At 59.9% G+C, this 25241-nt stretch carries 25 protein-coding genes and 1 tRNA gene; 14 read left to right on the forward strand and 12 right to left on the reverse strand.

Features of this window, described 5'->3' with window-relative positions:
- Nucleotides 1–99: 99 nt before the first annotated feature.
- From surE to ACYQ14_RS04355, 3 genes are all read left to right on the forward strand, one after another.
- Nucleotides 100–897, forward strand: a complete 798-nt coding sequence (gene surE / locus ACYQ14_RS04345) for a 5'/3'-nucleotidase SurE (RefSeq protein WP_459885147.1) — start codon at nt 100–102, stop codon at nt 895–897.
- 78 nt (nt 898–975) lie between these two features.
- Nucleotides 976–1206, forward strand: coding sequence for a SelT/SelW/SelH family protein (locus ACYQ14_RS04350; protein ID WP_459885149.1), 231 nt, complete (start codon nt 976–978; stop codon nt 1204–1206).
- A 192-nt stretch (nt 1207–1398) separates the two neighbouring features.
- Nucleotides 1399–1782, forward strand: a complete 384-nt coding sequence (locus tag ACYQ14_RS04355) for a helix-turn-helix transcriptional regulator (protein WP_283834217.1) — start codon at nt 1399–1401, stop codon at nt 1780–1782.
- A 258-nt stretch (nt 1783–2040) separates the two neighbouring features.
- Here the strand turns inward: ACYQ14_RS04355 and ACYQ14_RS04360 are convergent, their stop codons facing one another.
- Entirely contained in the window at nt 2041–2241 is a 201-nt protein-coding gene (locus ACYQ14_RS04360) for a hypothetical protein (RefSeq protein WP_459885151.1), read from the reverse strand.
- A gap of 68 nt (nt 2242–2309) precedes the next feature.
- Between ACYQ14_RS04360 and ACYQ14_RS04365 the strand changes: the two genes are divergently transcribed.
- Complete coding sequence (locus ACYQ14_RS04365) at nt 2310–3200, forward strand: hypothetical protein (protein WP_459885153.1); 891 nt, start codon at nt 2310–2312, stop codon at nt 3198–3200.
- 182 nt (nt 3201–3382) lie between these two features.
- Nucleotides 3383–3631: a hypothetical protein gene (locus ACYQ14_RS04370; RefSeq protein WP_459885155.1), complete on the forward strand. Its 249-nt coding sequence runs from the start codon at nt 3383–3385 to the stop codon at nt 3629–3631.
- Between the two features lie 51 nt (nt 3632–3682).
- Here the strand turns inward: ACYQ14_RS04370 and ACYQ14_RS04375 are convergent.
- Together ACYQ14_RS04375 and ACYQ14_RS04380 are read right to left on the reverse strand one after the other, a co-directional pair.
- A tRNA-Arg gene (locus tag ACYQ14_RS04375) sits at nt 3683–3755 on the reverse strand.
- Between the two features lie 16 nt (nt 3756–3771).
- Entirely contained in the window at nt 3772–4089 is a 318-nt protein-coding gene (locus ACYQ14_RS04380) for a twin-arginine translocase TatA/TatE family subunit (protein WP_283834220.1), read from the reverse strand.
- A gap of 301 nt (nt 4090–4390) precedes the next feature.
- On the opposite strand from ACYQ14_RS04380, the gene ACYQ14_RS04385 reads away from it, so the two are divergent.
- Together ACYQ14_RS04385 and ACYQ14_RS04390 are read left to right on the forward strand one after the other, a co-directional pair.
- Nucleotides 4391–4870 carry a redoxin domain-containing protein gene (locus ACYQ14_RS04385; protein WP_459885158.1) on the forward strand — a complete coding sequence of 160 codons (480 nt, stop codon included), beginning with the start codon at nt 4391–4393 and terminating at the stop codon, nt 4868–4870.
- Nucleotides 4871–4964: 94 nt separating this feature from the next.
- On the forward strand, nt 4965–5780 hold the full coding sequence (locus tag ACYQ14_RS04390) for an HD domain-containing protein (protein WP_459885160.1): 816 nt from the start codon (nt 4965–4967) through the stop codon (nt 5778–5780).
- Between the two features lie 53 nt (nt 5781–5833).
- Here ACYQ14_RS04390 and ACYQ14_RS04395 read toward each other — a convergent pair whose 3' ends face one another.
- From ACYQ14_RS04395 to ACYQ14_RS04420, 6 genes are all read right to left on the reverse strand, one after another.
- A complete protein-coding gene (locus tag ACYQ14_RS04395; protein ID WP_283834223.1) occupies nt 5834–6067 on the reverse strand; it encodes a MarR family transcriptional regulator in 234 nt (77 codons plus the stop codon).
- A 233-nt stretch (nt 6068–6300) separates the two neighbouring features.
- Nucleotides 6301–8145 carry an FAD-binding protein gene (locus ACYQ14_RS04400; RefSeq protein WP_459885162.1) on the reverse strand — a complete coding sequence of 615 codons (1845 nt, stop codon included), beginning with the start codon at nt 8143–8145 and terminating at the stop codon, nt 6301–6303.
- Nucleotides 8146–8150: 5 nt separating this feature from the next.
- Complete coding sequence (locus ACYQ14_RS04405; protein ID WP_459885164.1) at nt 8151–9029, reverse strand: succinate dehydrogenase/fumarate reductase iron-sulfur subunit; 879 nt, start codon at nt 9027–9029, stop codon at nt 8151–8153.
- Nucleotides 9029–9397: a succinate dehydrogenase/fumarate reductase transmembrane subunit gene (locus ACYQ14_RS04410; RefSeq protein WP_459885166.1), complete on the reverse strand. Its 369-nt coding sequence runs from the start codon at nt 9395–9397 to the stop codon at nt 9029–9031. The genes ACYQ14_RS04405 and ACYQ14_RS04410 overlap by 1 nt, the downstream gene beginning before the upstream one ends.
- On the reverse strand, nt 9397–9828 hold the full coding sequence (gene sdhC / locus ACYQ14_RS04415; RefSeq protein WP_283834227.1) for a succinate dehydrogenase, cytochrome b556 subunit: 432 nt from the start codon (nt 9826–9828) through the stop codon (nt 9397–9399). The genes ACYQ14_RS04410 and sdhC overlap by 1 nt, the downstream gene beginning before the upstream one ends.
- A 154-nt stretch (nt 9829–9982) precedes the next feature.
- Nucleotides 9983–11068 carry a succinylglutamate desuccinylase/aspartoacylase family protein gene (locus ACYQ14_RS04420; RefSeq protein ID WP_459885168.1) on the reverse strand — a complete coding sequence of 362 codons (1086 nt, stop codon included), beginning with the start codon at nt 11066–11068 and terminating at the stop codon, nt 9983–9985.
- A 108-nt stretch (nt 11069–11176) separates the two neighbouring features.
- Between ACYQ14_RS04420 and ACYQ14_RS04425 the strand changes: the two genes are divergently transcribed.
- From ACYQ14_RS04425 to ACYQ14_RS04440, 4 genes are all read left to right on the forward strand, one after another.
- Entirely contained in the window at nt 11177–11929 is a 753-nt protein-coding gene (locus tag ACYQ14_RS04425) for a GNAT family N-acetyltransferase (RefSeq protein WP_459885170.1), read from the forward strand.
- 317 nt (nt 11930–12246) lie between these two features.
- Nucleotides 12247–13716, forward strand: a complete 1470-nt coding sequence (locus ACYQ14_RS04430; RefSeq protein WP_459885172.1) for a flippase — start codon at nt 12247–12249, stop codon at nt 13714–13716.
- A 179-nt stretch (nt 13717–13895) separates the two neighbouring features.
- Nucleotides 13896–15239, forward strand: a complete 1344-nt coding sequence (locus ACYQ14_RS04435; protein ID WP_459885174.1) for an ATP-grasp domain-containing protein — start codon at nt 13896–13898, stop codon at nt 15237–15239.
- A 637-nt stretch (nt 15240–15876) separates the two neighbouring features.
- Complete coding sequence (locus ACYQ14_RS04440) at nt 15877–18579, forward strand: heavy metal translocating P-type ATPase (protein ID WP_459885176.1); 2703 nt, start codon at nt 15877–15879, stop codon at nt 18577–18579.
- Between the two features lie 85 nt (nt 18580–18664).
- Here the strand turns inward: ACYQ14_RS04440 and ACYQ14_RS04445 are convergent, their stop codons facing one another.
- The gene (locus ACYQ14_RS04445; protein WP_459885178.1) at nt 18665–19258 is read right to left on the reverse strand and encodes a DNA-3-methyladenine glycosylase family protein; all 594 of its coding nucleotides are present in this window, start codon (nt 19256–19258) and stop codon (nt 18665–18667) included.
- A gap of 173 nt (nt 19259–19431) precedes the next feature.
- Between ACYQ14_RS04445 and ACYQ14_RS04450 the strand changes: the two genes are divergently transcribed.
- Nucleotides 19432–19959 (forward strand): metal-dependent hydrolase, encoded by a 528-nt coding sequence (locus tag ACYQ14_RS04450; RefSeq protein ID WP_459885180.1) that lies wholly within the window; start codon nt 19432–19434, stop codon nt 19957–19959.
- Nucleotides 19960–20113: 154 nt separating this feature from the next.
- Nucleotides 20114–20551 carry a universal stress protein gene (locus tag ACYQ14_RS04455; protein ID WP_459885182.1) on the forward strand — a complete coding sequence of 146 codons (438 nt, stop codon included), beginning with the start codon at nt 20114–20116 and terminating at the stop codon, nt 20549–20551.
- A 44-nt stretch (nt 20552–20595) separates the two neighbouring features.
- Here the strand turns inward: ACYQ14_RS04455 and ACYQ14_RS04460 are convergent, their stop codons facing one another.
- Nucleotides 20596–23292: a heavy metal translocating P-type ATPase gene (locus ACYQ14_RS04460; RefSeq protein WP_459885184.1), complete on the reverse strand. Its 2697-nt coding sequence runs from the start codon at nt 23290–23292 to the stop codon at nt 20596–20598.
- A 109-nt stretch (nt 23293–23401) separates the two neighbouring features.
- Nucleotides 23402–24148 (reverse strand): helix-turn-helix domain-containing protein, encoded by a 747-nt coding sequence (locus tag ACYQ14_RS04465; RefSeq protein WP_459885186.1) that lies wholly within the window; start codon nt 24146–24148, stop codon nt 23402–23404.
- Between the two features lie 51 nt (nt 24149–24199).
- Between ACYQ14_RS04465 and ACYQ14_RS04470 the strand changes: the two genes are divergently transcribed.
- Nucleotides 24200–24835, forward strand: a complete 636-nt coding sequence (locus tag ACYQ14_RS04470; RefSeq protein ID WP_459885188.1) for a hypothetical protein — start codon at nt 24200–24202, stop codon at nt 24833–24835.
- The last annotated feature ends 406 nt before the right edge of the window (nt 24836–25241 follow it).

The raw sequence follows: 25241 nt of genomic DNA on the forward strand, positions 1-25241 counted from the left end.
CGACCGCCGATTCCGACCGCGCTGTTTTACGAACTCCCAGACGCATCTCGAGGGGGTCCAAACGGTGGGCTTTTCGGTATCCCCTTCGAGCGAATCGATATGAGCGACTCTCTCGAGATCCTGTTGACGAACGACGACGGGATCGATAGCCCCGGCATTCGGGCGCTGTACAGCGCGCTGTCGGAGATAGCCAACGTTACCGTCGTCGCGCCCGCGTCCGACCAGAGCGCGGTTGGTCGGTCGATCTCCCACGAAGTTGCGGTGACCGAACACGAACTCGGCTACGCGGTCGAGGGAACGCCCTCCGATTGCGTGGTCGCCGGACTCGCGGAACTCGGTCCGAAACCGGATCTCGTCGTTTCGGGCTGTAATCGAGGGGCGAATCTCGGCGAATACGTCCTCGGACGGTCGGGAACCATCAGTGCTGCCGTCGAGGCGGCGTTCTTCGATATCCCCGCGATCGCAACTTCGTTGTACGTTCCGACCACCCCGGATCGTCCGTTCGACGAAATCGAACTCGAATCCAGCTCGTTCGGCGAGGCCACGCGAATCACGACATACCTCGCCGCACACGCCCTCGAGGCCGGAATCTTCGAACACGCCGCCTATCTCAATGTAAACGTCCCGCTTCCGGACGGGCGGCCCGCGGACATCGAGATCACCCGCCCGTCGAAGCGGTACGAAATGGACGCTTCCTTCAACGGCGACTCGATCCGGCTCCACGATCGCGTCTGGGAGGAGATGAATCCCGACGCCATTTCCGATCCGGACGGAACCGACCGAAATGCCGTCGTCAACGGGCGTATCAGCATCTCTCCGTTGACGGCACCACACACGACGAACCACCACGAAACGCTTGAGGGACTCGTCGACGGCTACCGCGACCATATCCAATAATCGTTCTGATATTTCACGAATCGCTGAGAGTGGAGCAAGACCCAGCAAGATTTGTAGCAGGGCCGCAAACGATCACCCATGGCAACGGTCGAAATCGAATACTGCGTCCCGTGTGGGTTCCTCTCTCGCGCGATGGATCTCCAGCGGACGCTCTTGACGACGTTCGGCGAACAACTCGAGGCGGTCACGTTGAAAACGGGCGCCGACGGGATTTTCGTCGTTCGCTTCGACGGCGAAGTTGTCTACGACAAAGCGGCAGACGGCTTCGACGTGGATGGAATCGTGAGAGATGTTCGCACACAGTTGTGATGGCTGACCTGTCGGTAACGACGACCACGTAGTCACCTTGCACGTCGCAAGGGCGGCGGCTTTCGCCATCGTGAACGTCACCGTAGGTGAGACCATTCATCGGTAAAAGAACACACATATGATATTCGAAAAACGCAAAACCAAGGTAGAAGTACGTTCAATAGACGATTATCTCTGTGGAGGGTAATACGCATGGTATTTAACACACTCTGGACTCGACTATCGTCTCTCTGGACCGAATCCGAAACGCGGGTGACAGAGGATTCGTCGGGGGATCAGACGACGTCCGAGAACGCCGACGAGACGCTGAGTTACGCCGAACAGGTCGAGTACGGAGTCGATGAAAAGGAACTCCCCGACGAAGATAAGGTTCTCAGAATGCTCGTCAAACGCGGTGGGCGCGTCGACGAAAACACTGTTCTCGAGGAAACCGGATGGACGCAAGAACACCTGATGGAAGTCATCGACGGCATGGAAAACGAAGACGAGGTCAGCGCACTGAGCGTCGGACGCAAACGCGTCATCTGCCGTCGCGGGTTCGAGCCGAAAGGATATCGATCTCATCTGAACGAATAACTGTCGACGAATGGGGTTGCATCCTCCGACACGTACGGGACGAAAGACTCGAGATCTCGAATCGCCGCCTGCTCGTTTGACCGGACGTTTTGTAGATGTTTTACCGGAAGTCGTGACGAATTTCCGATTCGGGCCTAACAGCGGAAATTCTGCGTTCCCAGAACGACGACAATTGCGAGATATACAATCGCCGTGAGTATCCGATTCAAACGATTTTTACTCGAACAACACAATCTGGAGCGTTGAACGGTAGTACAATTACAGTGACTCTCGCTTCGAGCGCTCGAACATGTCCGAACGATCAGCGTCCACGAAGACCGTCGGCGTCTGTACCCACTGCGGCGCGTTCCACGCCGTGTGCAAACGCCCGGACGGATCCGTTTGTGCGATCGGATCACCGCAGGGTGTCACTGTGGCGAGACGGAGTTTCGTCTCCTCGAGGAGTGATCGAACGCTCACCGAAGTCTTCGGCTGCTCGAACGAGCTAACTGAACACGCTTATACAGCAGAGTTCTCTCGATACAGCTATGGACGATCGAACGGGGCGTCTCGAATACACACGGACGGTGCTCGAGGACGCACCGACGACCAGAACGAGCGAGTACGAGAACGCCGATCTGGAGGCCGTTCATCGGGCGCTCGAGGATCGCCTCGAAAACCGTGCCGAGGCGAGCAAATGCGAGACCGACGAGGTGAGTGAACGGGCTCCACCAATCGGCGTCCGGTCCGAACTCACCGGTTCCGAGACGGGTGACGGTCGCGGTGGGACGACGGAAGGGCGACTCTCTGCAATCGTCGATTGTGCCGCGTACGACTCCCGTTCGTTCCGGTTCAAACCGCGCGGACCTCACGGGGCGATGGCGATCATCATCGGGTTGATCGCCGCATTGCCGACTATTTTCATATCGCTGCTTCTCTCGCTCTTTGGCTACTACCTGTATCGATCGGAAAGCGAAGGTAAAATTCCGTTACGTCGGTGGGAGGCAATCGATATCCTCGTCACCGAGTCGGCGAGTACCGAGGCCGGAGCGGAAGCCCCCAACCGTTCCTCGTCGACCGTTCGCGCGACCGGAGCGGCGGAATCGTTCGTCGGCGTCGATACCGATCGGCTCGTCGAACTTCCCTGGGCCCACCGAAAAGCTGTCGTCATGGAGGTCAAAGAGTGGTCAAAGCGGGCGATGCAGGACGCCCCTGCGACCAGAAACGACGAAGACGTCTTCTTCGATTACCTGACGATGTGGCTCAAACGGAAGGCGAAAACGGACGTCGAGACCGTCGAATCCCTGCAGGCCGAGATCGCTCGCGACCCGGCGGCTCGACGGGCGTATACCGCACACGTTCTGGGCGACTCGGCCGAACTCGAGGACGAAGCAGATGACTCGGACGCCCTCCTCGAAGTGCTCGAAGACGGCCAATAACCCGATTTCGAACTTGTGCGACGATCGTGGCTCGATTATTGAGGCGCGCTCGCAAATCGGTTTCTCGTATCGGCAGAACTCACTAGTTTCGAGAATCGGTTTGCACTCGTCTCGAGCCGTGCATAGCGGTTCGCCTATCGTGCGCGGCCCCGTCGCACAGCGATCCCGATTCGGGTTCCAAGGTGATCTCTCGAGCCGATTGGCGGCTGCGCGCTCGCCGGGAGGCCCACCGCTCGAGCGCATCCGGGAGCGATCGCTCGGAACAGACGGCAAAGAGAGTAAAGCAGGCGGCGTCGTGGAGTTACTCGAGCGAAAGCGACGTGAAGGAAATGGACTCAACGGGAGACGGAGTCTCCCGAGCCTTCGCGAGCAACGCGAGCGAAGACGCCGGGATTCGAACCACGGTCGTTTCGCTTCGCTTCACTCCCTGATTCGAATCCCGCACGGTCCGTTATCGCCCTCACTATCGTTCGGCACGATAACGGGCGTGGCGGGATTCGAACCCACGATCAGAAGGTTAGGAACCTCCTGCCCTCTCCGCTAGGCCACACGCCCTACTCGAGAAAAAGTTTCAGTTCGCCTCGGTTTCAGTGTCGGTTTCGACCTCGGCGTCCGTCTCGTCTTCAGACGTCACGGGTTCGGTGTCGACGAATTCGGACTCCTCGTCCTCGTCTTCGATATCGTCGTACGTGCCCGTTTCACGCATTTCCTCGAGTTCAGTTTCGACCTTTTCACGCCCTTTCTGGAATTCACCCATCGCCTCTCCCGTCGATCGAGCCAGCTTTGGAATCTTGTTTGCTCCGAAGAGCAAAATCGCGATGAAAAGGATGACTAATAGTTCCGTCCCCCCTGGAATGGGAGCAAACAGCGGTGCAATTTCGATTGCCATCTCTATGCGTGGCTTATCCGCTGGCAATTATAACCTTTTTGGACGACGCGGCTAGGCAAAATCGATTGAATTAGTGGCTTAAAAGACTGTATCGAGGTGCTAGGCCATGACTCCACTTCAAGGTAGTGCCGAGCGGAGAGGTACGATTGTGCAATTTGGAGGACCTTCGCGTAACTCTACGGAGTGTCCTGTCAGAATACCACCATGCTCTCGCGAACACGTTCGAACTCGGGTTCACACTCGAACTCGAGACTATCTCACGAACGAAACTGTCTTTCCTCCCAACGTACAAACTCCAGTGATGCCAGAAACCGGTGATACTGCACCAGACTTCACAGCACCGCTCGCAAACGGCGACGTAGACTCCATTACGCTCTCGGACGCTCTCGAGAACGACGCGCCGGTCGTCCTCGCGTTCTTCCCCGGCGCGTTCACGGGCGTCTGTACGACCGAAATGTGTACGTTCCAGGACCGTCTTTCGGCGTTCGAGGACGTCGACGCGACGGTGTACGGGGTCAGCGTCGACTCCCCGTTCTCGCTCAACGAGTTCCGCGATCAGAACGACCTCTCCTTTGGCCTGATCAGCGACTTCGAAAAAGAGATCATCGATGACTACGACATCCGCATGGACTTCGAGGACCTCGGCGTCTACGGCGTCGCCAAACGCTCCGTCTTCGTGGTCGACAGCGATGGCGAAATCACCTACGCGTGGGTCACCGACGACCCGGGCGTCGAGCCGGAGTACGCCGAAGTCGAAGACGCGGTCGCTGACGCCTCCTGATCGACGCGGTCAACTGCCGAGACTTGCCGTTCTCGGCTTTCAGTACCGTTCGAACTGGCGGAGGGCTTTTTTACTCCGCACCCGACCACAGTATATGAGCGAATCGTCACCTGCTGAGGACCCTCGCCGCGTCTACACCCCCGACAAGGAACACAATTTTCCTGACGAGAAGTGCAACGAAGTTCTGGCGTTCGTCGAATCGGACGAGGAAATTCAGACTTACCTCGAGGCCCAGAACGTCAACGCGGTCGACAGGAAGCGGTACAACGACCACGGCGCGAAACACATCGAGATCGTTCGCAACCGCGCGCTCTGTCTGTACGATCTGCTCAAAGCCGGTAACGTCGATTTCAACGGCGCGCGCCAACAGGGACTCGATGAGGCAGACGAGTCGGTTATCATCACCCTCGCCGCAACGCTACACGACGTCGGTCACGTCGTTCACCGCGACCAACACGCCTACTATTCGATCCCGCTGGCGGCCGATATTCTCGATCGAGTCTTGCCCGAGTTCTACGACGTGCCAGACAGCGTTCGCATGAAAGGAGAGGTCCTTCACGCGATCATCTGTCACCACACCGCCGAAACGCCGCTGACCACCGAGGGCGGAATCATCCGCGTCGCGGACGCCCTCGACATGGAGCGCGGGCGCTCGAGGATTCCGTACGAACAAGGAGGACGCGGGATCAACACGCTCTCGAGTCAGGCGATCAAACGCGTCTCGTTACACGAGGGCGATAGCCGACCGGTCATGGTCGAAATCGCGATGACGAACGCCGCCGGCGTCTATCAGGTGGATAACCTGCTGAAAGCCAAGCTCCGCGGATCGGGACTCGAGGACGACATTCGTATCGTCGCGGTCAACACGAACGAGAACCACGAACAGCTCGTCGAACGGATCGAGCTATAGGGTTTCTCACCCCAATACAGAAAGAATCGCTGGCCCGCTGAGAGAGTCAGCCCTCAGACGAGTCGATAAACGCCGTCGGACTTCTCGAGGTGGCCGCGCTTTCGAAGCGTCTTCGTGATCGAAAGGACGGTCCCCTTATCGAGTCGAAGCCGATCGCACAGCTCATCGGCAGTTGCACGTTCCCACGTCGCGACGGACAGATAGACGAGTTTGGATTGGCCGGAGTCGATATCGGTCGGAATCCGGACCGCAGTCGAATCGTCCTGAAGTTGCGATTGACTGTTCATACACGACACTCATGCAATCGACGATTATCAAACTATGCCACGACAATTGTCGAAGTCTCGGCCCCTCCGAACGAGGCGAAAATTGAAATCAGGTTAGTGAGGCACTCTTCCTCGAGAACTGCCTCAAGAGCCGTGGGGCAATTGTCGTTCTCAATGATGGATAGTGATGATTTGGGAACAGCAACGAATCGATCCGATCCCGTCCGCGATAAAAAAGCGGAAAACGTGTAGCGTCAGTAACTCCGAACCTTCGGTTCGTACTCTTTGCTTTCGCCCTCGAGGATAACCGGTCGGTACCAGATCGACGGCTTGCCGGCGTTCCAGGAAACCAGCGTGTGTTTGAGCCAGTTTTCGTCGTCTCGCGTCTGGTTTTCCTGTCGCCAGTGAGCGCCGCGGAACTCGTTTCGGACGAGCGCGCCGAGCGCGATGGTCTCGGCGACGTCGATCAGATTCCGGGTCTCGTAGGTCATCTGTAGATCGGTGTTGAAGGTCGTCGAGGGGTCGGCGACGTAGACGTCGCGATACTCCTCGCGACACTCGCGGATGATCTCGAGGGCCTGTTTGATCCCCTCTTCGGTCCGGAAGACGTTGACGTAGTCCGTCATCGCCTTCTGGAGCTTCGATCGAATTTCCGCGTGTTGGACACCGTCGTCTTTGTTCATGAGCCGGTCGATGCGTTCGGATTCGGTTTCGACGGCGCGCTCGAGAACGCCCTCGGCATCGGCAACCTGACCGGAGCCGTCGGCCGCGACGTCGTCACCGATCGGCTCGAGGCCGGCTGAACCCGGCTGTACCGGGAACTCGGTGTCGTCTTCCTCTTCGACCGCATCGGTGTATCCGGTCTCGATTTCGGCGTCGCCGAGGTCGCCACCCGCCGCGTGGTAGCCGGCTCGCTTGCCGAAGACGATGAGTTCGGGTAGCGCGTTTCCGCCCAGGCGGTTCGCGCCGTGAACTGAGACGCAGGCACACTCGCCTGCCGCGTAGAGCCCGCTGACGCAGGTCTCTCCGTTTTCGTCGGTCTCGATCCCGCCCATCGCGTAGTGCTGACCGGGTTTGACAGGCATCGGTTCGACCAGCCCATCGGCGCCTTCGAAGTCCTCCGCGAGGTGGAGAATGTTCTCCAGACGGTCGATAATCCGCTCCTCGCCGAGGTGGCGCATGTCGAGGTGAACGTACTCGTCTTCGACGCCGCGGCCCTCGCTGACCTCCGTCAGTTCCGCACGCGCGACGACGTCGCGGGAGGCGAGCTCGCCGTCGTTGTTCGCGTAGCCGTGTTCGAACATGAACCGCTCGCCCTCGTTGTTGTAGAGGATTCCGCCTTCGCCGCGGACACCCTCCGAGAGGAGCACGCCCGTCGACGGAAGTGTGGTCGGGTGGAACTGGATGAACTCCATGTCCTCGAGGGGAACGCCCGCGCGGTAGGCCATCGCGTGGCCGTCGCCGGTACACGAGACCGCGTTGGTCGTGTGATCAAAGGCCTGACCGGGACCGCCCGTCGCGAGGATCACGCCGTCGTTCGCTTTGAAGCCTTCAATCTGGCCCGACTGGACGTCGTAGCCGACGACGCCGTGACAGGTCCGATCGTTGGGATCCGGCTCGTCGGAGGTCGCGAGGTTCATCACGTACCACTCGTCGTAGACCTGAATGCCCCGCTTGACGACCTGCTCGTACATCGTATGGAGCAGGTGGTGTCCCGTCTCCGCACCGGCGTAGGTGGTTCGCGGGAACGAGAGGCCGCCGAACGGTCGCTGTGAAACGCGACCGTCGTCCTCTCGAGAGAAGGGCAGACCCCAGTGCTCGAGGGTGATGGTCTCCTCGGGTGCATCTTGGGCCAGCGTCTCGACTGCGGGAGCGTCGCCCAGGTAGTCCGACCCCTTCATCGTGTCGTAGGCGTGGAGTTCCCAGTCGTCGCCCTCGCGAAGCGCTGCGTTGATACCGCCCTCTGCCGCGCCGGTGTGGCTCCGAACTGGGTGGAGCTTCGTGACCATCGCCACGTCCGCTCCCGCTTCGTTCGCCGCGACCGCAGCCCGGAGGCCGGCACCGCCCGCACCGACCACGATAACGTCGTGTTCGTACATAGTTATTACCAGAATTTCAGGTTTTTCTTGACTGCCTCACGTTTGAGCTCCTGAATGTGCTCCGTGAGTGGGATGTCTTTCGGGCACACTTCGGTACAGGAGAACTGGGTCTGACAGCGCCAGACACCGTGTTCCTGCTCTAAGATCCGAAGTCGGTGCTCCTTGATCTCTTCGTCTTCGCGCTCGTCCATCGCGAACTTGTAGGCCTTGTTGATCGCGGCCGGACCGAGGTACTGGTTGTCGCCGGCGGCGATGTTACACGAGGACATACACGCGCCACACCAGATACAGCGCGTAGACATCTTGACCTTCTCGCGGTTTTCGCGAGGCTGTCGTTGTTCCTCGAGGTCGCCCTCGGGAAGGTCCTCCTGCTGGAAGTAGGGTTCGACGGCGTGCATCTGGTCGTAGAAGTGATCCATGTCGACGACGAGATCCTTGACGACCTCCTGATGTGGAAGCGGTTCGACCCGAATCGGCTGTTGTAGGTCCGAAATCTGGGTCTTACAGCCGAGCTGTTGTGAGCCGTTGATGAAGAAGGCGTCCGACCCGCAGATCGCCTGCCGACAGGAGTGACGGAAGGTTAGTGACGAATCGAACTCGTCGCGCGCGAAGATCAACGCGTCGAGGACGGTCATCCCCTTCTCGAAGGGGACGTGGAACTCGTCGAAACGAGGCTCTTGCTTTCCGTTCACTTCGGGATCATAGCGAAAGACCTTCAGGTGGACCGACTCTCCCTCGACGTCGGATTCGTCGACGGACTCCGCTTCGGCCAGTCCCTGTTCTTTCTTGTCGAGTCGCTCTTGTTGTGGCGACTGCTGTCCCTTCATTTCGGGATCTTTCGGTGCCTCTTGGGTTTCCGGTTGTTCTTGCTGTTGTGTACTCATTAGACGCTCACCCCTGCCATGACGATTGCAACGTAGATACCCTGTGCGACGAGTGCGACACCCGAGAGCGCCAAGACGGCGAAGACGACCTTCTTCGGGGTGCCGGAGAGCCCCTGATTGACCAGCGCGTTGTAGATGCCGTTGATGCCGTGGAACGCGGCCGTGATCAGGAACAACACCATCGTCAGGAAGTACCCGACGTTTTCCATCCGCGCTTGGGTCCCGGCGAAGGTAACTTCTGCGGCGTGATTGACGAAGTGAAGTTGGAAGAAGTGAAACGCCAGAACGATTATCAAGAACGCCGCGGTGATCCGCTGGAGTAACCAGCCGGTTCCGCCGGGCGTAAACGAGGAGTACCGTTCTGCCATTAGAAGCCCACCCCCTGAAGGAACGTCGGCACGCTCGCGACGGTAATGACGCCCGTGAGGATAAGGGAGGCGTAGAAGCTCTTGTCCTGCGAATCGAGACCGATTCCCAGATCAACCATCAGGAGTCGCACCCCGTTCAAGATGTGGAAGACTGCGACCGCGAGCAGTCCGACTTCCAGTACTCGAATAATAAAGAGGCTCTCGAGTCCCTGGATCGTCCCCGTGTAGACGTTTACCTCCTCTCCGGCAAGCATCATCATCTGTCCATCCGCTGCACCGATTGCTGTGCTCAATACGGCAATGTGGGTAAACAGGTAGCCGATAAGCATCCACCCGGTGAACTTGTGAAAAATCCACGCCCACATCCCGGCCGAGAACTCCTTCCACCGACCGAAGTCCTCGATGAGACCGCGATTGTAAGACTGACTCATACACTCATGTGGTGGGTTAGCCTGCGGGGGTATAGAAGTTACTTCTTTGATTCCGAAGCGGGTACAGAAACGGGCAAAACACAACTCGGGCGGGAGTGAGTCTGAAACAACTCGGATAGAAGATCGAATCCGTGGTCAACGGGACGGCCCTGAGTCATTCGAGATAACTCAACAGCGGATCGACGTTGTTTCGTTCGCGCTCTAAGGCGGTGCGCGTCTCCGGTTTGAGACCGACGAGATGACAGAGCGGGTTGCCGGGATAGACCACTGGGTTCTCGAGGACGCCGACGATCAACCCGGTAAACGGCGCTTCGACGGAGACGATGTCTTCCTCTTCTTTGAACGGATCCGTGATCGTACAGATCACGTCGCCCTCCCGGACGAGTTCGCCGCGGCCGTGTTTCATATCCACCATTCCGCCGGCGTCGGCGCGCAACCACGTCTTTTCGTCAGTATCGTCGATGAGGATGCGCCACCCGGGCCAGTGAACGGACGACTCCCGGTGGAGTCCGAACTCGGCGAGCACGCTCGCAACACCCGTCAGCGCGCGATCGATGAGCGAGCGCTGAAACCGGTGGGCTTCGCCCATTTCGATGGTGATCGTCGGAACGCCGGCGTCCGTCGCCTCCCGTCGCAACGTTCCCGTTGGCCCCTGTCCGTCAATGATGACGTTCGAACTGAACGCGTTGGCGAGCCGGATGATGTCGTCGTACTCCATATCCGCGCGGACGTGAAGCATGTTCGTCCGACCTCGAGTCGACGTGTGAAAGTCCAGCCCGAGGTCGCAGGGCTCGATGAAGTTCGTGAAAATTCGGTGGGCCATCCGTCGAGCGCTGGTCGACCCCTCACGTCCCGGAAACGACCGATTGAGGTCCCTGTCGTAGATCGGCAGATATCGTTCCTGGGCCAGAAAGCCGGGGACGTTCATTACGGGGAGGCAAACGAGCGTTCCGTGGAGTTTCGTGTGATCCCAGTCATGGGCGACTTCTCGGACGACTTCGATGCCGTTGAGTTCGTCGCCGTGGGCCGCCGCCGAAAGAAACACCGTCGGCCCCGGATGCTGTCCGTTGACGACTGTTACCGGAATCCGAACAGGATCGCCGAGATACGTTTCGCTGATTCCGTACCTGATATTCACCGACTCGCCGGGATCGACTCGACCACCATTGTAAGTAAAGACGTCGTCGGCCTCGCCGGACGCATCAGTGTCGGCTGGGTCGGCCGTCCGTTCATCCGTCATGGTCTCCCTGTCGTCGTCCGGTATGAAACGTGTACCGCTGTTCGAAACCGTTCGCGAAATTTCCCCCCGAGGGCATATGTTTTGTACGAGGGCATGTTAGTGGAGAGCATGGATCTTCGTGAGGCGACTGAAGACGATGTCGATGAGATTCGAGAGATTGCTCGAGCCTCGCTCAATTCGCTGTATACTGACTTTCTATCGGAAGAAACGATCGACGACGCGCTCGAGCAATGGTACGGAGAGTCGTTCGTCGAGGACGTCAACGATAACCACTCCCTGTTCATCGTCGTCGAACGCGACGGCGAACTCATGGCGTTCTCTCAGAGCGTGCTGGTCGGCCAGCGCTACGGTACCGGACAACTGCTCTGGTTGCACGTCCACCCGGACTACCGCGGGAGCGGCGTGGGCGTCCGACTGCTCGTCCGAACGCGCGAACTCCTCCTCGAGGAGGGCGCAGATCAGGTCCGCTGTTTCGTCCTCGCGGACAACGAGGGTGGAAACCAGTTCTACGAGGACCACGGCTTCGAGCAAGCGGGCCAGCGGGAGGTTGAAATCGGCGACGAAACGTTCACTGAGAACGTCTACGCGGAAGCCGATATCGAGAGCGACGAGGGGTGGGATGCCGTCGATCAACTCGAGATCGACGGCGAGAACGTCTACGTGAGCTACGGCGAAGCAGCCCGCGGGTCGAAATCACCGTTTTACTCCGCCTACGGGACCGACGAGTTCGAGGAGCGATACGGCTGGCTCTGTGGCAACTGCGACTCGATCGACAACGCGATGGACACAATGGGGCGTATCGAGTGTAACAATTGTGGAAACCGTCGGAAAGCGACGCGCTGGGACGCCTCGTATCTCTAAAGAGTACAGCGCGAGTTCCACGGGTTACCCGACTCGTGGTTGTTTATATTACGGAGGGATTTCTTCGACTCTCGAACGGTAGGCTGTCCGTGTCTTTCTCCGAAAGCCGGAAGAAACGGATCCTTCTTCCAATCACTCGGTGGCAATCAGCGGCGTTTGTCGTGCACCGATAGATCAATTTAGTTCGACATTTCTGACTGTTGTAAGTCCATTACAATTGCCCAGTGAGGACGTTGATTCACTGTATCAATCAGTCACCGGCTGGTTCACGGCCTGGTCGTACTGCGTTCAACATGCGATTGAAGCACATCTGATAAATGGATAGACAGGAGCACATCGTCCGAGGATTCAAAGCGACGCTCGTCGCTCGAGCCGTCTACATGATCTCGAGCGCACTGTTGATGTTCCTTCTCGCCAGTTATCTGCTCGACCCGGAAGGGTACGGCGAACTCTACTGGGCGATCGGCATTCTGGCGGTCGTGCAGTTGTTCGCCGACGTCGGTCTGGGCAAATCAGCGGCGAGATACGTTTCAGAGTACCGAGAAGACGATCCGGGACAGATACCGCATCTCTTGCAGACGACCGTCGCGGCCAAGCTCGTCGTAATTGCCATCGTCGCGTACACGCTGTTGCTCTTTCACGACCAGATCGCAGTCGCGCTCGGCGATCCGGGAGTCGCGCCGTTTCTCGCGGCAGGCGTGATCTACATTACGGTCAACTCCTTCAACGTGTTCTCGCAGATCGTTTTCCAGGGGTACAACCAGCTCGTCTACAGCGCCGCGATTCAGGCGATCAGCGGAGCGGCTCGGTTGGTTTTCGCCGTAGGATTCGTCCTCGCCGGGCTCGGTGCCCTCGGCGCGTTCTTCGGATACATCGTCGGCTACGCGATTGCGGCAGTAATCGGTCTCGCGATTCTCTACTACAAATTTTATCAACCGACCGAAGCCGCAGAAGTGTACGAAGACGGCCTCTCGCGTCGATTGCTCGAGTACAGCGTTCCGTTAACGGCGACTCGGAGCGCGAACGTTATCGACAAACAGATCGACATCGTCCTCGTCGGTGTCTTTCTCAACCCGGTTGCGGTCGCCTTCTACACGCTCGCAAAGCAAATCACGGACTTCGTCCTTGCTCCCGCAGAGTCGCTGGGCTTTACGATATCGCCGAATTTCGGCGAGCAGAAAGCCGCCGGGCAACTCGAGGATGCGCGCCGAATCTACGAGATGGCGCTGACGAACGCGATGTTGCTTTACGTGCCCGCGGCCGTCGGGCTCGCGTTGGTCGCGGAACCGTTCATGACGATGGTGTTTGGAAACGAGTACGCGGGTGCCGTGCCGGTCATGCAGATCCTCTGTCTGTTCATCGTTCTGCAGGCGGTTACGAACCTCACGAGCGATAGTCTGGATTATCTCGGCCGCGCTCGAGCCCGTGCGGTCGCGAAAGGCGGGACGTCGATCGCGAATCTGGGACTCAACATCGTCCTCATTCCGACGATCGGCGTCGTCGGAGCCGCGATTGCGACGATTATCACGCACACCGTCTACGTGCTGGTCAACCTCTACATCGTCCACTCCGAACTATCGCTCCGGATCGGTTCGCTCGCTCGATCGTTCGGGAGTATTTGTGCCATCACCGGAGTGATGGCCGTGACCGTACTGTTGGTCACGCCGCTGATATCGAACCTCTTCATGCTGTTCGGAGCGATCGCGCTCGGCGTCGTTACCTGGGGCGTGCTGGCTATCGCGAGTGGACTACTCGATCTTCGAGAGGTTCGATCCATCGTCACCTGAGATGGTCGGTCGTACGTCACTTCCGGCCATTCGCCACCCAGCTCTGGCGACAAACCGGTAAATAGGTACAATCGACCCTATGACGCTGACAGCGCGTTCGAAAGCGTATTCACCTGCTGACGTTCCGGCACGCTGAAACCACTACCAACGCTTTTCCGGGTTCTCGGTGTTCATGTGGTATGCCTAAAAGCGATCCCGTTACGGTTGGGGTGCTCAGCCTTCACACGAGCAAGGAGACGAAAGCGATACTCAACGCCGTCGAAGCGCTCGGTCACGACACGGAGTGGCTTCGCGAAGAAAATACGAGCGTTCGCGTCGAGGACGGCACCATCTTTCTCGAGCCCGATGTCGACGTTATTGCAAATCGGATGTTACTTTCGAATACCGAACAGCCCTGCGAAGAACTCGGACTCGTCAATACGTTCTCGCAACTGGTTCCGATGCTCAACGAGCCAGGGCCAGTACTCACGGCGGTCCACAAACTCTCAACTGCTGGCGCGCTCGCGACGAACGGCATTCGCGTTCCCGACGTATTGCTCGCACTCAACAGCGATCAACTCAACGACTCGAGACAGCAGTACGGCGACGAAGCAGTCTACAAGACGGCGATCGGAACCCACGGCGGCGGTACCTGGAAAGTCGGACCCAACGACGTCATCAACGCCAAAGTTGGCAACCGATACGCGTTCTTACAGGAACTCATCGACCGGGACGACCAACGCCACCGCGACGTCCGAATCTATGTCGTCGGCGGCGAAATCATCGGGGCGATGTATCGGTATGCGCCCGATAACGACTGGCGGACCAACGTCGCACTGGGCGGTGCAGTCGAGGACGCCACGGAAGAACTCCCCGAGAGTGCCCGTGAGATAGCCAGACAGTCCGCGGCCGCGATCGGCCTCGATTACGCCGGCGTCGACCTCGTCGAAGGCGAGAACGGCTGGTTCGTCCTCGAGGTCAACCCGACAGCCGGTTTCAAGGGGTTGTACGAAGCGACACACGTCAGCCCGGCACCCTACATCGCGAAACTCGCCATCGAACACGTGGGTGGTACCGTCGACGATGATCGAGTCGCGGAGCTCGCCGGAACGCTCGATGACTCCCAGCCGCTGGCGCGTCCCCCCGAGCAGGCGATGGTCAACGACGAACCGGCCACCATCGGCTACACGGAGGAAATCGTCCTCTCGGGAACCAGCGGCTCGGAATCGGTCCTCGCCAAGTCAGACACGGGCGCGACTAGAACCAGCATCGATACGAGCCTCGCCGCCGACATCGGCGCAGGACCGATCAAGTCGGTCACCCGAATCAAATCGGGAAGTTCGAAAACGTCGAAGAGCCGACCCGTCGTCGATATTGTGGTCGGCGTCGGCGGTAACCGCCACACCGTCACCGCGAGCGTCGAAGACCGGAGCCACATGGACTACCCCGTTTTGCTCGGGCGCGACATCCTCGAGAACTACCGTGTCGACGTGAGCAAACGCGTCGATCGCGACGTGGCCGACACGCCCGAAGAGGAAGAATAACGCTTGACATCCTCCCCGCCCTGAAGGGGCATGACGAGACGCAAAGCGTCTCGTTGCACCCGAAAACGCGAAGCGTTTTCGAGGACGAGGATTCCCACGGCACCGCACCGCTGGGTTGGGATGGGGACGGTTTGTAGCCCCCTCAATGGATGGCTACTGGCTGTGTCAATCAGCTGTTACTCCTATCTCGACGTGGGATTCAGAGGGACTTTTGCTGACCACACCCCAAATTCTGGTGCAGAAGAGGGTGTCTTCTGTTTAGAATCGGGGAATCCCGATACTGTCCGATTAGTGGGGCGGGTAGACCGCCTCGGCCACCTGTTATTATAGTGATTAACCACTTAAAATATCTGACTATAATGTCGAATATGGTTGGTGGCGAGTATTGTCGGATTCATCCCCGCGCTAAAGCACGAGGCTTTCTCCTTGAACTTCCGTAACCACGTCGATTGTGCGAGATCGATTGGGGACGTCGACTGCGAGACTTCGACCTCAAAAGCGAAAGCTCGAGAGAGCGCTCCCCCAATCGTTCGTCGCTTTCTGACTCCCGCTCGCCTCGATTCACGCCACCTCCACTCCCCTCACTGATTGATCACCAAGCACTGTTATTGCGTTCGAAAGCACAGAGTACGAATGCGTGAGTGATCGACGAACGAAGCGTAACCGGTGTCTCCTGTGTGGAACTGCACTGGAGAGTCCACCCACCGATCCGCCGGACGAGCTATCCACTGATCCGCCGGACGACCTATCCACCGAGTCCCTCGGCACCCCTTCAACCGAAGCGGATTCGGACGACGCGTTCTGTTCGTCCGGCTGTAGCGACGTCTACGACGTACTCGGTGCGCCCACTGGTAGTCCTCACAACGCCTCCGCTAACCCCAATCTCGCCGTCGACGAGGATTTGGCAGCCTCCCAGAACGACGGTGAGACAGCTTCTCAGGGCGACGACGATCAGCCGGACTCTCAGGGCGAGGATTCAGTAGCACCGAACGATCGACAAGCGACCGAAATCGTTCGAACGTTCTTCCGTGTCGACGGCATGCACTCTGTGACCTGTGAAGCGTTCTTAGAATCAACCGCCGGGGCACGCGACGGCGTCGAGCGCGTCGCCGCGAGTTACGTTACGGAAACGGTACGGGTCGATCACGATCCCGAGCGCATCTCGGAAACCGAACTGCAGAACGCGCTGAGTAGGGTCGGCTATACCGCATACCTTCGATCGGACACAACGGGTAAAGGAGACAAAAGACAGCGTTCAAGCGAGGAGGGAGAGACCGCGACAGGTACAACTCAGCGCTCGAGGGAAATGACCGGTCTCCGGAAACGCCGGACCGATGACATGCTCGAGATACGCTACATCGTGGGCGTCGTGTTCGGAACGTTCCTGTTGGTTCCCTACGTCGCGATCTTGTACCCGGTGTATCTCGCATCGATCACCGATTGGGGGATGCTGTCCCTGTACGAAGGCGCCTTTGAGAACCTCGAGGGGCTGTTGTTTCTCCCCCTGTTTTTCGTGTTGACGGCTGCCATCCTCTACTTGACCGGAATGCCCCTTCTGCGCGGTTCGTACATCAGTCTAAGACTGAGACGACCGAATACGCACCTGCTCGCGGCACTCACGATAACCTGTGCGTACATCTATGGCACGCTCTCCTTTTTGCTCGGCGGGAACGACGTCTACTACGATCTGACGGTCATCGTCGCAGCCGTGATAATGGCCGCGGTTTTCTACGAGGCGACGATCAAGCGGCGAGCGATCGATCGCCTCACCGATCTCACGATTTCACAGGTTGAGGAGGCCCGTTTGCTCGAATCGAGCGGAACGAGCGAGGTCCCCGTCGAGGAACTCGAGTCCAGTGATCGAGTGCTCGTTCGACGAGGAGAACGGATCCCGGTCGACGGCGTACTGCTCGAGAGCGCGTGTACGGTGGATGAAGCGATCGTCACCGGCGAATCGGTCCCGGTTTCGAAAGCGCCCGGAGAACGCGTCATCGGCGGCTCGGTCGTCACGAACGACGCCGCGGTTGTTCGGGTGGGAGAGCAGACGACGAGTAGCATCGATCGACTAACGCGAGTCGTCTGGAACGTCCAAAGCGCGGATCACGGCGTCCAGCGACGCGGTGACCAGCTTGCCGGACTCTTCGTTCCGGTCGTCTGTGGCGCTGCGGCCGTCGTGGGTGCGACGCTGTTCGTTCTCGAAGCGAGTCCGGCGACGATCGCGATGAGCGTTCTCCTGACAGTTATCGTCTCGAGTCCGTGGGCGATCGGGTTCGCGACGCCGGTTTCGGTCGCCTCGAGCATCCGAGATGCGATGGATCGAGGGATCGTCGTCTTCGACGAGACCGTCTTCGAACGGCTTCGGGCCGTCGACATCGTCGTCTTCGACAAAACGGGAACGCTCACGACGGGCAAGATGACCGTGCTCGAGGCAGACGCTCCCGAAGACGTACTGGAAGCTGCCGGGCTGGTAGAACGACGGGCATCGCACCCGGCAGCGGCGGCTATCGAGGCCGAGTTCGCGGACGGCCCGACTGATCCGGGAGATCCCTCGAAACGGCCCGACGGCGGCTTTACGGACGAGCGACCGAACAAAAACGAACGCCGAGTTCGCGACTTTCGAAGCCACGATACCGGCGTCGAGGGAACTGTCGACGGACGCGCGGTACTCGTCGGCCATCCTGCACTCTTTCGGGAACGGGGATGGGACCTCGACGATCGACTCTGCGCTCGAGTCTCGAGCGCCCGAGAATTCGGGCGACTCCCGGTCGTCGTCGGGACCGACGGGCGTGCGGACGGCGTCGTGATCGTCGGCGACGAACCGAGGAACGAGTGGGACGAAACGGTCACCGAACTGAACGATAACGGCGTTGAGGTCGTGGTCCTCACCGGGGACGACGAAACGGCGACCGACTTCTTCGATCGTCATCCGGGTGTCGATCGGGTGTTCACGGGCGTTCCGCCGGCCGGAAAGACGGCGACGATCCGGTGTCTGAACGGCGAGAACCGCGTGGCCATGGTCGGAGACGGAACGAACGACGCCCCGGCGCTCGCCGAGGCCGACCTCGGCATCGCGCTGGGGGGCGGTACCGCGCTGGCCTCCGACGCGGCGGATTTGGCGATCGTCGACGACGATCTCACCGCTGTCGAGCGGGCGTTCGCCCTGTCGACCGCCGCACGCCGGCGCGTCACGCAGAACCTCGGGCTGGCGCTGGTCTACAACGCGCTCGTGATCCCTCTGGCGGTGGTGGGGGTGCTGAACCCGCTGTTCGCGACTGTTGCCGTGGCTACGAGCAGTCTCCTCATCGTTGCGAATTCGTCGCGTCCCCTTATCGACGAGTAGAACGGTTAGTCTTCGGATCGAACCTGACCGGTTATTTTGCGGGCTCGTCCTCTCCCAGTTATTTTGCGGGCTCGTCCTCTCCCGGCTATTTTGCGGACTCGTACTCGGCCCAGATATACCGCGTCGCAACCGACCGGTACGGCCGCCACTGCTCGGCGATATCGCGCATCTCCGCTCGAGTCATCTCCGCACCGTCGCCGTAGAGCTGTTCGATTCCCCGTCGGACGGCGAGGTCGCCCAGCGGCAGGATATCCGGCCGTTCCAGTACGAACAGCAGGAACATCCGCGCCGTCCAGTCGCCGATCCCCTTGATCTCGGTAAGCCGGTCGACGACTTCGTCGGCGGAGTGATCCGCAAAGCCAGCCCTCGTGTAATCGTTTTCCTGAAACGCTCGAGCGGCGTTTCGGATGTACTCGACTTTCATTCCGGACAGTCCCGCATCCCGAAGCGCCGCTTCGTCCGCGGCGAGTACTCGAGCGGGCGTCACCTCGTCCTCGAGGAGGTCGAACACGCGTTCTCGAACGGCGGCCGCACTCGCCGTCGAGAGTTGCTGGTTGATAATAGAGATACAGAGGCGTTCGTAGGCCGTCCAGTTCGGTTCGATATACGGATCGTGTCTGTCGACGATCTCCGCCATAACGGGGTCCTGACGCAGTACCTGTTTTGCTTCCTCCATCATCTCTGGTGAAACGGTGGGAGGGCTCGGGAAGGCAAGTATGTCTCGGTCCGATTTCGTTCTCGATCCCTTCCGTCGGTGAGACCGGCCGAAAGCGAATGCGACGGGATAATAGCGGATCCGAACCACCCGTACGGCCTCGAATTTTTCAGTGAGAACGTGGTTCTCGAAGACGAATGCAGCCAGTCGTTCACCTCGTCGTCGGCTACATCTGTTACGCCGCGTTCACCAGGTGGCGAGACGATCGAGCGCCGTCGGAAGCTGGCGCACTCGTGGCCGTCGCCGGTGCGGCGCTCGCCGATTTGATCGACAAACCCCTCGTCGCAGCCGACATGGTGGCGGTCGGGCGAACGATCGGGCACTCGCTCCTCTTTGCCGTTCCGCTCATCATCGTCGTCTGGGCGTTGGCCAGACGATCCAACAGGAACGTACTCGGCGTGGCTTTCGCGATCGGGTACCTCTCACACATCGCGACTGACATTCCCTGGCACCTCGTTTCGGGCGACTACCACGAACTGGGCTTTCTCCTCTGGCCGATTACCGACATGCCGCCCTACACTGGCACGAAGCCGCTGGGAACGGTCGTCGGAGTCGACGTAACGACGCTCTGGCTTGAGGCGGTCATCTTCGTCTTCGGTATTGGGCTCTGGTGGTACGACGGCCGGCCGGGTGTCGAAGCGATTCGGCGATGGCTCTTCGGGTGAGGAGTCACGCCGACTTCTCCAATCGTTCCGAGGAAATCACTACGTATCGGACAGTATCCACGAGCAACCCCGTGGTGACGAAACGTAAGTCGTGATGATCTTTCTAACAGGAATAATAGGCAAATATCACCTAGTCTGGCGTGCGATAACACCTATGGAGAACGAAGGCGATTTCGACGACATCCTCGTTCCGACCGACGGCAGTAAATCCGCACGGAGAGGCGCGGAGCAGGCCATTAGGTTCGCAAAACGGAACGGCGAAACCCTGCACGTGCTGTACGCGATGAACATGGGCGACGTGAGTTACGTTGCGGTGCCGAGCGATATTGAGCAAACGCGAAAGCGCCTCGAGAAGAAGGGACAAACGTTCGTTACGGAAATCGAAAATCTCGCCGCGAAAGCTGAGGTACCCTGCGTTACGACCGTCACGGCGAACATGCCGCTCGAGGCCATCCTCGAGTACGTGGACGAACACGATATCGATCTCGTCGTGATGGGAAAACGCGGGCGATCGGACCCCGATAAGCCGCTCATCGGCTCGACCACCAATCGGGTCGTCGGCTCGCTCGAGATACCCGTATTCACCGCGTGAACGAGCGATCTCGAGTTAATTCGTCACTCTCGTCGAAGACGATGTTATTCGTCTCCTCGTGTCTCGACCTCGCCTTCCGGCCCGAACTCGGCATCCGCGTGAGTGGTCCCGAATTCGGCTTCGGCCGCCGCGGGTTCCTCGCGCGCGAGCCGCATCGCGTTGCCGGTTACGCCGAGGCTCATCCCCATGTCGCCGATGACGACGGCGTGGATGACGGTGACGATGCCGAACGGCGCACCGGCCGCGAGCACCGCTTTCACGCCGAGGCTCGCCCAGATGTTCTGTCGGATGACGCCGTTTGCCTTCCCCGACAGTCTGTAGAGGTACGGAAGCCGCGTCAGATCGTCGCTCATCAGCGCGATATCGGCGGTCTCGAGCGCTGTATCCGTTCCCGCCGCACCCATCGCGATTCCGGTCGTCGCGGTCGCGAGCGCCGGCCCATCGTTGATGCCGTCCCCGACCATCGCGACGCTCCTCGAGGACGACGAGGCCGAAACCTCACCAGCGTCTCCAGCGACAGAGTCCACCTCGAGGCGTTCGTCCGGCTCCGCGTCACCGTCCCCTTTGAGGCGTCGGATCCACTCGAGTTTCTCCTCGGGCATGAGCTCGGCGTGGTACTCGTCGATGCCGACCTCGCCGGCGATCGCTCGCGCGGTTCCTTCGTTATCTCCGGTGAGCATCACCACGCGGATTCCCTGATCCTGTAACTGCGAGACGGCCCACGACGCCTCCGGACGGACCTGATCTGCGACGGCGACGACCCCGAGCGGCCCGTCTTCCGTGCCGACGACGACGACGGTCTTTCCGTCCGCCTCGAGTTTCGGGACGACCTCGGAGAGGACGTCGAGACAGTCCTCGCGGTCGCAGTCGGGGACCGATTCGTGGTCCCACTCCTCTTGGCCGGGTTCCGACTCGAGGACGGTGCCGCCGTCGGTCGCGTGGACGTGCTCGAGATCGGCCAACCCGTCGAAGAGGTCCGGCTTGCCGACGTAGTGCGTGACACCGTCGAGATCCGCGCGAACCCCTCGTCCGGTGAGCGCTTCGAAGTTCGAGACCGCGGGTTCGTCCGAGCTATCTAACTCGTCGCCGGTACCGACAGCGTCGGCCGCCAGCCCGCGTTCTTCCGCGGCTTCGACGATTGCCTCGCCGACGGGATGTTCGCTCCGTCGTTCGATAGCTCCCGCGCGGGCAAGGACGTCCGCTTCGTCCGCCCCCTCGAGCGGGATCACGTCGGTAACGTTCAGTTCGCCGGTCGTGAGCGTTCCCGTCTTGTCCATCGCGAGAACCTCGCTTTCGCCGACCGCCTCGAGGTGGCGCCCGCCCTTGATCAACACGCCGTTTCTGGCGGCGCTGGTGATCCCAGAGACGACGCTGACGGGCGTGCTGATGACGAACGCGCAGGGACAGGCGATGACCAGCAGGGTGAGTCCGCGCAGGAACCAGGTGTTCCAGGACGCCCCGACCAGCAGCGGCGGGAGCGCGGCGACGGCGACCGCGAGCACGACCACAATGGGCGTGTAGACGCTGGCGAAGCGATCGACGAACTGCTCGCGTTTGGTCGTCTCGCGTTCGGCGTCCTCGACCATTCGGACGATTCGGGCGATGGTCGAATCGTCGGCCTCGCTCTCGACGTCGACCTCGAGGTAGCCCGATTCGGCGATGGTTCCGGCGTAGACCTCCTCGCCCGGGGTCTTGTCGACGGGAACGCTCTCGCCGGTAATCGGCGACTGATCGACTGCACTCTGGCCGTCGGTAACCGCTCCGTCGGCCGGGATTTTCTCGCCCGGCTTGACGACCACGGTATCGCCGATCTCGAGCGAATCCACCGCAATAACTTCCTCCGTGCCGTCCTCCCGACGAACGGTCGCCGTCTCCGGCGAGAGGTTCATCAACTCTCGAAGGGAGTCTCGCGCCCGGTCCATCGAGAACCGCTCGAGGAGCTCTGCAACGGAGAACAACACGGCGAGCATCGCGCCCTCGAAGGGATGGTGGGCCGCGACGCTGGCGACGATACCGGCGCTCATCAGGAAGTCGATGTCGAGGCTCCGATTGCGCGCGGAGTAGTAGCCGTTTCGCAGAATCGGAACGCCAGCGACGGCGACCGCGCCGATGAACAGCGCCTCAGAGAGTCCGTAAGTCCGGCCGAACGCGGTGATAAGGGCTGGGTCAAGCGCGGGAAGAAGGAACTCCAGTACCATCCCGACCGCGACGAAGACGGCACCGACGGCGGTTCCGAGCGCCCGCCGACTTCGCCACACCGCTCGAGACTCGACGACCCCATCGTCTCCGTCCTCGATCGGTTTTCCCTCGTACCCAGCGTCGTCGATGGCGTCGATAACGAATGGCGTCTCGAGGTCGGACGCACCGGTCACCGTCACGCGCCCGGAGGCCGGCCGCGTTTCGATTTCCTCGATGGACTCGACGCGCTCGAGCGCGTTTTCGACTTTGTTCGCACAGGAAGCACAGTCCATATCCGGAACCGAGACGGTGAGCTCGGTCTCGTCGTCGGCGATAGCGTAGCCGGCGGCACGCACGCGGGCCCGAATATCGTCGTCGCTCGCGAGCGTCGGATCGTACTCGACGACGAGCCGGCCGCTGGTCACCTGCGGGTCGATCTCCTCGATTCCCTCGAGGCGTTCGATACTGTTCGTTACCTTCCCGGCACAGGACGGACAGTCCATCTCGGGAACCCGACACTCGAGGGTCGTCCTCGAGGTCGGCGACGTGGAAGGATCACTCATTACGTCATCCTAAGTGACGGTAGTGGATAGCAGTTATTTGGCGTGCGCCAACTCGAGAGTTGGTTCTGGCCAAGGTAGAAAAGGGAATTATAGAAGGGCGGCCAACAGTTCAGATTTCGGGTACGAGCGCCTCGATTGAGGCGTCGGCGTCGACGAACGTCGTCGCGAGCGCAGCCTCGGCTCGTCGCAGGCGATACGACAGCGTCGAGCGCGGAATATCCAGGTCCGTCGCGAGTTCGGAGAGTTCGATCCGTCGAGGCGTCTCGTAGTAGCCGTGCTCGACGGCCGCTCGGAGCGCCGATCGCTGTGCGTCGGGAAGCGTGGCTTCGGGGTCGGCTTGCGCACGTTCGGGATCGACCTCCGTCAACCGAATCATCTCCATCCCCGTACACTCGCCGACTTCCTCACCGAGCGCGTCGAAGAACGCATGAACCGACGCGTCGCTCGAGAGAACAATGCGCCACCGGTACCGGCGTCCCTCGCGGTACGTTTCGAACAGCAGCCCTTCCCCGAGGTACTCGAGCGCCAGGTGGGGAATCGACGTACAAACTGGCGTTCGATCCCAGTAGGTGTAGACGACGAGCGTTCCGTTCGACCGGTCCAGGACCTGCGTCTCACACTCCGCGCCGCAGTCGTCCTTGACCAGACAATCAGCGAAGTAGGTCGCGTCCCGGTAGGCTTCCTCGAGTTCCTCGAGGGCCTCCGGCGATCCCGTCGCGTGATCGACTCGCCAGAGACTGTCCGGGGTAACGTGACACGAAAGCGAACGAATTGACGTGTCGGGATTGGCCGCGAGCACGTCCGCAACCGGGTTCGTATCCGGCTCGTACTCGAGGGCGAAGACGAATTCTCTCATACCGACTCGTAAGGACCGACGGGAAAAAGGGTTCCCGGTGGTCGTCGTAGTATGGGTGTGCTCTCTGGAACACTCGAATGGGTTCATGATCTCTGGCGGTTCTACCTCGCGTACACTCAGACCGCCGCCCACGCAGCGACGGCCGCGGCGTTCGCTATCTTCGGCCTATTGGTGTTCGTTGATCCGCTCTTTGCCCTCCTCGCGATTGCGTCCTACGTCGTTCCACCACTGGTTCTGTACGTACTCGAGGACGAACCGCCGCGCAGTCGGGATCGACGAAAATCTCGAGAGCGGGCGCGCAGGGAGAAGCGAGCGCAGGAGCAACCCGGTCAAGACCGGTCCGTACAAGGAGGGGAACGACCGGGAGAACACATGACCGTCCCCCCGAGCGGAGAAGCAACACTCGAGGAGAACGAACGGGGTACTCGAGAAGGACGAACCGGGGAGGCCTCGAGCACTCTCAGAGACGGGAATGGAGACACGGACTCGGATAGTGACGATGGGGATACGGATTCGGATAGCGACGACGGAGACACGGACTCCGACAGCGACGACGGAGACACCGACTCCGACAGCGACGACGGTGATACGGATTCGGATAGTGACGACGGAGACACGGACTCCGACAGCGACGACGGAGACACGGACTCCGACAGCGACGACGGTGATACGGATTCGGATTCTTGAACGTATTAGCCTATTAATTTCACAGGATGTTCTCGGCAAGTACAGGTGAAGTACCAACGACTGTTCTAGTTAAAATATACTGAAAACATCCAATATCCGGTCGATGTATTTGTCATACTTTCCTTCTTTCTCCTCATCTTCGTCGGGGGGTTTTGTGCTCTTCCTGTCGCCAGTCATGGATAGACATTAGATATAGGATATAGTGACTTTTCTGGTGATAGTAGATGTTCACTTCACACGTTTACTCACTTCTCGAGACGACATTATCCCTCGCTGACAACAGTAGTTATATGACAATACAGGACGTAACGGCAAATGGAAGCTAACACTCCACGGAAGGGGGCGTTCGTATTGAAATGCCCCGGGTGATTAGAGCACCCGAGACGTGGCTTCCGAACCCATCACG

The sequence above is a fragment of the Halostagnicola bangensis genome (assembly GCF_054653435.1).

Coding starts and splice junctions, on each gene's coding strand:
- surE (WP_459885147.1), top strand. CDS start 100: ATGAGCGACTCTCTCGAGATCCTGTTGACGAACGACGACGGGATCGAT.
- ACYQ14_RS04350 (WP_459885149.1), top strand. CDS start 976: ATGGCAACGGTCGAAATCGAATACTGCGTCCCGTGTGGGTTCCTCTCT.
- ACYQ14_RS04355 (WP_283834217.1), top strand. CDS start 1,399: ATGGTATTTAACACACTCTGGACTCGACTATCGTCTCTCTGGACCGAA.
- ACYQ14_RS04365 (WP_459885153.1), top strand. CDS start 2,310: ATGGACGATCGAACGGGGCGTCTCGAATACACACGGACGGTGCTCGAG.
- ACYQ14_RS04380 (WP_283834220.1), bottom strand. CDS start 4,089: ATGGCAATCGAAATTGCACCGCTGTTTGCTCCCATTCCAGGGGGGACG.
- ACYQ14_RS04385 (WP_459885158.1), top strand. CDS start 4,391: ATGCCAGAAACCGGTGATACTGCACCAGACTTCACAGCACCGCTCGCA.
- ACYQ14_RS04390 (WP_459885160.1), top strand. CDS start 4,965: ATGAGCGAATCGTCACCTGCTGAGGACCCTCGCCGCGTCTACACCCCC.
- ACYQ14_RS04395 (WP_283834223.1), bottom strand. CDS start 6,067: ATGAACAGTCAATCGCAACTTCAGGACGATTCGACTGCGGTCCGGATT.
- ACYQ14_RS04400 (WP_459885162.1), bottom strand. CDS start 8,145: ATGTACGAACACGACGTTATCGTGGTCGGTGCGGGCGGTGCCGGCCTC.
- ACYQ14_RS04405 (WP_459885164.1), bottom strand. CDS start 9,029: ATGAGTACACAACAGCAAGAACAACCGGAAACCCAAGAGGCACCGAAA.
- ACYQ14_RS04410 (WP_459885166.1), bottom strand. CDS start 9,397: ATGGCAGAACGGTACTCCTCGTTTACGCCCGGCGGAACCGGCTGGTTA.
- sdhC (WP_283834227.1), bottom strand. CDS start 9,828: ATGAGTCAGTCTTACAATCGCGGTCTCATCGAGGACTTCGGTCGGTGG.
- ACYQ14_RS04420 (WP_459885168.1), bottom strand. CDS start 11,068: ATGACGGATGAACGGACGGCCGACCCAGCCGACACTGATGCGTCCGGC.
- ACYQ14_RS04425 (WP_459885170.1), top strand. CDS start 11,177: ATGGATCTTCGTGAGGCGACTGAAGACGATGTCGATGAGATTCGAGAG.
- ACYQ14_RS04430 (WP_459885172.1), top strand. CDS start 12,247: ATGGATAGACAGGAGCACATCGTCCGAGGATTCAAAGCGACGCTCGTC.
- ACYQ14_RS04435 (WP_459885174.1), top strand. CDS start 13,896: ATGCCTAAAAGCGATCCCGTTACGGTTGGGGTGCTCAGCCTTCACACG.
- ACYQ14_RS04445 (WP_459885178.1), bottom strand. CDS start 19,258: ATGATGGAGGAAGCAAAACAGGTACTGCGTCAGGACCCCGTTATGGCG.
- ACYQ14_RS04450 (WP_459885180.1), top strand. CDS start 19,432: ATGCAGCCAGTCGTTCACCTCGTCGTCGGCTACATCTGTTACGCCGCG.
- ACYQ14_RS04455 (WP_459885182.1), top strand. CDS start 20,114: ATGGAGAACGAAGGCGATTTCGACGACATCCTCGTTCCGACCGACGGC.
- ACYQ14_RS04460 (WP_459885184.1), bottom strand. CDS start 23,292: ATGAGTGATCCTTCCACGTCGCCGACCTCGAGGACGACCCTCGAGTGT.
- ACYQ14_RS04465 (WP_459885186.1), bottom strand. CDS start 24,148: ATGAGAGAATTCGTCTTCGCCCTCGAGTACGAGCCGGATACGAACCCG.
- ACYQ14_RS04470 (WP_459885188.1), top strand. CDS start 24,200: ATGGGTGTGCTCTCTGGAACACTCGAATGGGTTCATGATCTCTGGCGG.